The sequence below is a fragment of the uncultured Arenimonas sp. genome (assembly GCF_963976025.1).
Taxonomy (GTDB): domain Bacteria; phylum Pseudomonadota; class Gammaproteobacteria; order Xanthomonadales; family Xanthomonadaceae; genus Arenimonas.
This window is the reverse complement of record NZ_CAXBJS010000134.1, coordinates 1-7,273: the sequence shown is the minus strand read 5'-3', so window position 1 is coordinate 7,273 and position 7,273 is coordinate 1. Positions and strand designations below refer to the sequence as shown.

Annotated in this window: 7 protein-coding genes; 5 read left to right on the top strand and 2 right to left on the bottom strand. The window is 67.4% G+C overall.

The window, feature by feature from the left end; genetic code table 11:
* Positions 1–155 precede the first annotated feature (155 nt).
* The gene (locus AACZ35_RS10545; protein ID WP_339828964.1) at positions 156–320 is read left to right on the top strand and encodes a hypothetical protein; all 165 of its coding nucleotides are present in this window, start codon (positions 156–158) and stop codon (positions 318–320) included.
* A 47-nt stretch (positions 321–367) separates the two neighbouring features.
* Here AACZ35_RS10545 and AACZ35_RS10540 read toward each other — a convergent pair whose 3' ends face one another.
* A complete protein-coding gene (locus AACZ35_RS10540; protein WP_339828960.1) occupies positions 368–1,231 on the bottom strand; it encodes an energy transducer TonB in 864 nt (287 codons plus the stop codon).
* Between the two features lies 1 nt (position 1,232).
* A complete protein-coding gene (gene gshB / locus AACZ35_RS10535; protein WP_339828962.1) occupies positions 1,233–2,192 on the bottom strand; it encodes a glutathione synthase in 960 nt (319 codons plus the stop codon).
* Between the two features lie 175 nt (positions 2,193–2,367).
* On the opposite strand from gshB, the gene pilG reads away from it, so the two are divergent.
* The 4 genes from pilG to AACZ35_RS10515 form a co-directional block, all read left to right on the top strand.
* Complete coding sequence (gene pilG / locus AACZ35_RS10530; protein WP_034221726.1) at positions 2,368–2,757, top strand: twitching motility response regulator PilG; 390 nt, start codon at positions 2,368–2,370, stop codon at positions 2,755–2,757.
* A 7-nt stretch (positions 2,758–2,764) separates the two neighbouring features.
* Complete coding sequence (locus AACZ35_RS10525) at positions 2,765–3,325, top strand: chemotaxis protein CheW (protein ID WP_339828954.1); 561 nt, start codon at positions 2,765–2,767, stop codon at positions 3,323–3,325.
* 61 nt (positions 3,326–3,386) lie between these two features.
* The gene (locus AACZ35_RS10520; protein ID WP_339828952.1) at positions 3,387–5,432 is read left to right on the top strand and encodes a methyl-accepting chemotaxis protein; all 2,046 of its coding nucleotides are present in this window, start codon (positions 3,387–3,389) and stop codon (positions 5,430–5,432) included.
* A gap of 79 nt (positions 5,433–5,511) precedes the next feature.
* A partial coding sequence (locus AACZ35_RS10515; RefSeq protein ID WP_339828950.1) for an Hpt domain-containing protein occupies positions 5,512–7,273 on the top strand: 1,762 nt, incomplete at its 3' end.

The following is a 7,273-nucleotide window of genomic DNA, read 5'->3' as shown; positions in this document are numbered from 1 at the left end:
AGCGCAACCATTCCCTCCTGATCAGGACGCCGTGCATTTGACACAGCGCTCCAGCTACCTGCCGTCTCTCCTCTCCCGGCGCAATGCTCCACCAAATCAGCTAACGGCATCCCTACGGCCCTCAGAGCCTGTTTCACGGCCTGTCTAGCTTTGGCTTGTCGATACGCGGCGCCATCCGACTGCTCTCCACCTCGCACCGCATCGAGATCGACGGCAGCGTCGCCGACGGCCCGCAGTCGGTGATCCTGCAACAGGTCGCCAACGGCGTCCCCATCCGCATGGCCGCCATCGACCTCCTCCTCGGCGCCGACTCCCGCTAAAACCGGGGTCAGAGTCGAATTTCCAAAATTCGACTCTGACCCCGGTTTTAGTCGGACAGGACGTTGCCGTTCTGGAATTGCCAGGTGCGGGTGATGTGCAGGACGTCCACGCGCTCGGTGGTTTCGGGCAGGGGCGGGAAGGGTTCGGCCAGGCGCACGATGCGCATCGCCGCCTGGTCCAGGATGCCCAGGCCCGACGAACTGTTGAGCAGCACGTTTTCGATGCTGCCGTCGCGGCGCACAGCCACCGTCATCACCAGCCGGCCCGAAAGCCCCCGGCTGCGCGCTTCTTCCGGGTAGTTGAGGTTGCCCACCCGTTCGACCCGGGCCACCCAGGCCCGCAGATAGGCCGCGTATTCGTATTCCTTCGTGCTGGCCGACACGAACTTGCGCTTCGGGCGCTTGGCCAGCAGCTGCTGCCGGCGCTCGATCTCGGCCGCCAGCCGGGCCATTTCCAGGCTCTGTTCCACCAGCTCCTGGCCCGTGGGCAGGGGTTCGGTCTCGGTTTCGCGCTGGTCCTCGGGCTGCGGCAGCACCTGGTCGCTGGGGCCCGTGGTGCTGAGCAGGCGCGGCACCGGCTCGGGCTCCGGCGGCGGCGCCTGGGCCACCAGCGGCTCCGGGGCCAGGCCCTCGTCGGGTTTGGGCACCGGGGCCAGCTGCTCCTCGCGCGGCCGTTCGGCCCGGTCGCTGTCGCCGCCGCCCTGGTTGTTGGCCTGGGCGATGAAGTCGGCGTCCTCGGGCGGGGTGTCGCTGCGGGTTTCGGTAAGGATCACGTCCAGCGTCGGCGCCACCGGCGCCGGCGGGTCCAGGGCGAAACCCACGCCCAGGATCAGCACGCCGAACAGGATGGCCGACAGCGCCAGGGTGGCGCCAAGCCGGTCTCCGGGGCCGGTGCCGGGCCGGGGCGTCATCTCAGGCCCGGGCGGCGGCCCGGCGGGCCTCGATGGCGTCGAACAGCAGGCCCGAGATGTTCAGGCCGAACTGGGCGTCGAGCTCCCGGATGCAGGTCGGGCTGGTGACGTTGACCTCGGTCAGGTAGTCGCCGATGACGTCCAGGCCCACGAAGATCATGCCCCGGCGCTTGAGCTCGGGCCCCACCTGGGCGGCGATCCAGCGGTCGCGGTCGGTCAGGGGCCGGCCCTCGCCCCGGCCGCCGGCGGCCAGGTTGCCTCGGAACTCGCTGCCCTGGGGGATGCGGGCCAGGCAGTAGGGCACCGGCTCGCCGTCCACCAGCAGGATGCGCTTGTCTCCGTCCTTGATTTCCGGGATGAAGCGCTGGGCCAGGGCCAGGTCGCGGCCGCCCTGGGTCAGGGTTTCCAGGATCACGTTCAGGTTCGGGTCGGCGGCCGAGGCCCGGAAGATCGAGCGCCCGCCCATGCCGTCCAGGGGCTTTAGCACCACCTGGTCGTGTTCGGTCACGAAAGCCTTCAGCACCGCCGGGTCCCGGGCCACGCGGGTGGGCGGGCAGCACTGCGGGAAGAGCAGGGCGCCCAGTTTTTCGTTCAGGTCGCGCAGTCCGGCCGGGTCGTTGACCACCAGCACGCCCGCGGCCTGGGCCAGGGACAGCACCAGGGTGTCGTGCAGGTAATTGCTGTCCACGGGTGGGTCGGTGCGCATCAGCACCACGTCCAGGGCCGCCAGGGGCCGCGAGGCGGCCTCGCCGAGGGTGAACCAGTCCGCCGGGTCCTCGCGGACCTCCAAGGGCGCCAGGCGCCCCATGGGGCGCTCTGCGTCGAGCCACAGGCCACCGGGCAGCACGTAGTGCAGCCGGTGCCCGCGGCGCTGGGCTTCGAGCAGCATCGCGAAGGTCGAATCCTTGCCGATCTTGATCTTGCCGATCGGGTCCATCACCACGGCCACGTCCAGGGACATCGGCGCCTGCATCATTGTCATCGGGGGGCTCCTAGACTAGCAGGACGACGGCGTGAACCACGTCGCATTCCGTGCCCGGCTTGACACATTCGGCGCTGGCTGGGATATAAGCTGTCATTCTGCGGGCTTCCCGGAGGCCCGTATTGCCAGGGACAGCATCGTTATGGGGAGTGAGATGGACGACAACAGCCTGGCCGGCTTGCGGGTCATGGTCATCGACGATTCAAAGACCATCCGGCGCACCGCCGAGACCCTGCTCAAGAAGGAGGGTTGCGACGTCGTGACGGCAACCGACGGCTTCGAGGCCCTGGCCAAGATCGCCGACCACCAGCCTCAGATCGTCTTCGTGGACATCATGATGCCGCGCCTGGACGGTTATCAGACCTGCGCGCTCATCAAGAACAACCAGATGTTCAAGCAGACGCCGGTGATCATGCTGTCCTCCAAGGACGGCCTGTTCGACAAGGCGCGCGGCCGCATCGTCGGCTCCGAGCAATACCTCACCAAGCCCTTCACCCGCGATGAGCTGCTTTCGGCCATCCGCACCTACGTCCCGGGTGGCTGAGGCGGCCATGGCCAAGAACTCCTCCAACCAGAACAAGCGCCCCGGACCCTTCGAGGTCCTGCTCGACTACGAAGAGCGCTCGCTGGCCCACGAGGCGGGTCGTCCCGAAATGATCGAGGCGCCGGGCCACTGGCGTGGCGTCGGCTTCCGGCTCGGCAAGCGCCGGCTGGTGTCGTCCTTCGACGAAGTGGTCGAAATCCTGCCGCTGCCGCCGGTCACCCCGGTGCCGGGCGCGCAGAACTGGATGATGGGCGTCGCCAACGTGCGCGGCAGCCTGCTGCCGGTCGTCGACCTGAAGATGTTCCTGGAAGGCGAGCGCACGGTCGTGCACGAAGGCCAGCGCGTGCTGGTGGTGCGCCAGGCCGGCGGCAACGTCGCGGTGACCATCGACGAACTTTTCGGCCAGCGCACCTTCAACGATTCGCACCGGGCCGAGTCGGCCGGCGACGTTGGCGGCCGCTACGGCCATTTTGTCGGCCAGGCCTACACGCTGGCCGACCAGACCTGGGGCGTGTTCAACATGTCGCTGCTGACGCGCACGCCCGAATTCCGCCAGGCCACCGCCTGACGCGGCCATACGAAACCAAGTAGTTCTTGCAGTCTTTCAAATCAGGGGATGAGGTTCAGTCATGAGCACTAACTCGCGCTCGATCACCGACAAGTTCACCAATTTCGGCATTCGATTCTGGACCTTCATCCTGATCATTTCGCTGGGCTTGTTCGGTGCCAACTTCATCTACTCCAGCTACCTGAACGATCAGGAGAACAACGCACGAGGCCTCACCGCCGACCTGCAGGTGCTCTCCCAGCAGCTGGCGAAGTACGCCCAGGAGGCCGTCGACGGTAACGCCGACGCCTTCGCCGAGTTCAAGGCCACCAAGGCCCGCGTCGACGAAATCGTCGCCGCGCTGCGCACCGGCTCCACCACCGAAGGCGTCCCGGGTTACGAAAACGACCCCAATGCCCGCGGCGTCGCCAGCGCGCTCGAGAAGGTGACCGAAACCTGGAACCCGATGTCCCAGGCAGCCGAGACCATCAACACCTCCGAAGAGCAGGTGCTCAACCTCGCCGACACCGCCAACCAGTTCATCTCGCGCGTGCCGCGACTGGCCTTCCAGCTCGACGAGGTGGTGCGATCGCTGTCCGACGCCAACGCCTCGGCCTCGCAGATCTCCATCGCCAACCGCCAGATCGTGCTCGCCGACCGCATGTCGCGCCGCGTGACGGAAATCGTCGCCGGCGGTGAAGGCACGGTGTCCGCGGCCGACGCGCTGTCGCGCGACGCCACGGTGTTCTCCTCGGTGCTCGACGGTTTCCGCGAGGGCAACCCCGAGGCCGGCTACCTGCGCATCACCACCCAGGCCGGCCGCGACAACCTGGCCATCGCCGAAGAGCTGTGGGCCGAAGCCCAGACCGACCTGGACATCATCCTGGGCGCCTCGGCCGACCTGGCCGAAGTGCAGGGCGCGGCGACCCAGATCTCGGAAGAATCCAACGTCCTGCTTGAAAACAGCCAGGCGCTGTTCTCCAGCTTCGACAGCATCAACTACCAGCGCGTCTTCCCGAACAACTACTTCGCCATCGGCGGCGCCATCGGCGTCATCATCGCGCTGATCGGCCTGCTGGCCACGATCTTCCGCGACGTCAACCGCCGCGCCGCGACCACGCAGGAACTCAACCAGCGCAACCAGGAAGCGATTCTGCGACTGCTTGACGAAATGGGCGCGCTGGCCGAAGGCGACCTTACCGTCAAGGCAACCGTCACCGAGGACATCACGGGCGCGATCGCCGACTCCATCAACTTCACCGTTGACGAGCTGCGACGACTGGTCGGTACGATCAACGAGACCGCCGTGCAGGTCGCCGCCTCGGCCCAGGAAACGCAGGCCACCGCCATGCACCTGGCCGAAGCCGCGGAACACCAGGCCCAGCAGATCACCAGCGCCTCGGCGCAGATCAACGAAATCGCATCGTCCATCGACGAGGTTTCGAAGAACTCCGCCGAATCGGCCGACGTGGCCCAGCGCTCCGTGCAGATCGCCGCCAAGGGCGCCGAAGTGGTGCGCCAGACGATCCAGGGCATGGACAACATCCGTGACCAGATCCAGGAAACCTCGAAGCGAATCAAGCGACTGGGTGAAAGCTCCCAGGAAATTGGTTCCATCGTTGAACTGATCAACGACATCTCCGAACAGACGAACATCCTGGCGCTTAACGCCGCCATCCAGGCGGCCTCCGCCGGTGAAGCGGGCCGAGGCTTCGCGGTCGTGGCCGACGAAGTGCAGCGACTCGCGGAACGCGCCTCGAACGCCACCAAGCGAATCGAGGCCCTGGTCCAGACGATTCAGTCCGATACCAATGAAGCGGTCAGCTCGATGGAACAGACGACCGCGGAAGTGGTCGCCGGTGCCCGACTGGCCGAGGACGCCGGCCTGGCCCTGGGCGAGATCGAAAAGGTCTCGAACGATCTCGCCGACCTCATCCAGAACATCTCCCAGGCGGCCCGCCAGCAGTCCACCGCGGCGACCAACATCACGGCCACCATGTCCGTGATTCAGGAGATCACCACCCAGACCTCGCAGGGCGCGAACCAGACGGCCGAGTCGATCGGCAACCTGGCGCAGCTGGCGGCGGACCTGCGTCGTTCGGTCGCCGACTTCAAGCTGCCGGGTTGATCACTCTCCCCGGCCCGCCCCTGGCCACACACCGGCACGGCCGTCCCCCCGGACGTCCCTGCCTAGACAGGACCTCGGCATGAGGCTGCACGAAAACATAGATTTCACCACGCTCACCTGGGTCAAGCCCGAGCTCGACGAAACGCTGCGCCAGGCGCGGCAGGCCCTTGAGGCCTACGTCGAAGAAGGCGAAGACCCGGGCCAGCTCAAGGCCTGCTCCTCGCTCCTGCACCAGGTGCAGGGCACCCTGCGCATGGTCGAACTCTACGGCGCCGCCATGGTGGCCGAAGAAATGGAGCAACTGGCCAAGGCGCTGCAGGAAGGCAAGGTTGCCGACCGCGACGTCGGCTACGCCGCGCTGATGCGCGGCATCGTGCAGCTGCCCGACTACCTTGAACGCCTGCAGTCGGGCCACCGCGACATTCCGATCGTGCTGCTGCCGCTGCTCAACGAACTGCGCGAACCGCGCGGCGAGAAGGGCCTTTCGGAGGCGGTGCTGTTCTCGCCCGACCTGTCGCGCCCGCTGCCGGTTTCCGCGGCCGGCCCGGCCGAACCCCTGGCCGAAGACGAACTGCGACGCCGCGCCGACGCCATGCGCGGCCTGTTCCAGTCGGCGCTGCTGCGTTGGCTCAAGGACGACAACAGCGCCAACACCATTCGCGACCTCACCGACGTCTGCGAACAGCTGGTGCCGATCACCGACGCCGAACACGCGCGCCGCCTGTTCTGGGTGGCCGCCGGCACGCTCGACGCCCTGGCCAAGGGTGCGTTCGAAGCCAGCAAGCCGCTCAAGCAGGCGCTGGCCAAGGTCGAACAGGAAATCAAGCGGCTGGCCGAAGGCGGCGACGCCGCTTTCCGCAGCGATCCGCCGCTGGAACTGACCCGGCAGCTGCTCTATTTCGTCGCCCATGCCCCCACCGAAGGTGGCCGCATCGGCGAAATCCGCGAAGTGTTCGGCCTGGGCCAGTACATGCCCAGCGAATCCGAGCTCGCGCACGCCCGCGGCAGCCTCAGCGGCCGCAACAAGGCGCTGCTGTCCACCGTTGCCGGCGCCATCAAGGAAGACCTGCTGCGGGTCAAGGACGCGCTCGACCTGCACCTGCGCACGCCGGGCGCCACGCCCGCCGACCTGGGCGAACAGGCCGAGGCCCTCGACCGCGTTGCCGACACCCTGGGCATGCTGGGCCTTGGCGTGCCGCGCCGCGTGGTGCAGGACCAGCGCACCGCCATGAACGCCATCGCCAGCGGTCAGCGCGAGGCCGACGAATCGGCCCTGCTCGACATCGCCGGCGCCCTGCTTTACGTCGAAGCTTCGCTCGACGACCAGGTCGCCCGCCTCGGCGAGTCCGATGCCTCGGACGAACAGGCCGCCACCGAACGCGCGCTGCCCGGCAGCGAAGCGCGGCAGGTGCTGGAAGTGCTGGTCAAGGAAGCGATCGCCAACTTCGCCCAGGCCCGCCAGTGTTTCGTCGCCTTCGTCGAAACCCACTGGGACCACGCCCAGTTGGCCGACGTGCCGCGCCTTATCGAAGAAGTCGCCGGCGCCCTGCGCATCCTGGAAATCCAGGACGCGCCGCAGTACCTGGCCGCCGTGCGCAAGTTCACCGAAAGCGAACTGCTGCGTCGCCGCCGCGTGCCCAACGGCCAGCAGATGGACCGCCTGGCCGACGCGCTGGCGAGCCTGGAGTATTACCTCGAAGCACTGCGCGACCGTCGTCCCAAGCGCGAACAGATCCTTGAAGTCGCGCGCCAGAACCTCGAGTCGCTGGGTTACTGGCCGCTGCCGGCCGAAGACCTGGCTTCGCCTGCATCGGTGGTGCCGACGGCGTCCGCCGAAGCGC

Excerpts from the sequence above, each read along its gene's own strand:
- gshB (WP_339828962.1), bottom strand. The coding sequence starts at position 2,192 with ATGTCCCTGGACGTGGCCGTGGTGATGGACCCGATCGGCAAGATCAAG.
- AACZ35_RS10520 (WP_339828952.1), top strand. The coding sequence starts at position 3,387 with ATGAGCACTAACTCGCGCTCGATCACCGACAAGTTCACCAATTTCGGC.
- AACZ35_RS10540 (WP_339828960.1), bottom strand. The coding sequence starts at position 1,231 with ATGACGCCCCGGCCCGGCACCGGCCCCGGAGACCGGCTTGGCGCCACC.
- AACZ35_RS10525 (WP_339828954.1), top strand. The coding sequence starts at position 2,765 with ATGGCCAAGAACTCCTCCAACCAGAACAAGCGCCCCGGACCCTTCGAG.
- pilG (WP_034221726.1), top strand. The coding sequence starts at position 2,368 with ATGGACGACAACAGCCTGGCCGGCTTGCGGGTCATGGTCATCGACGAT.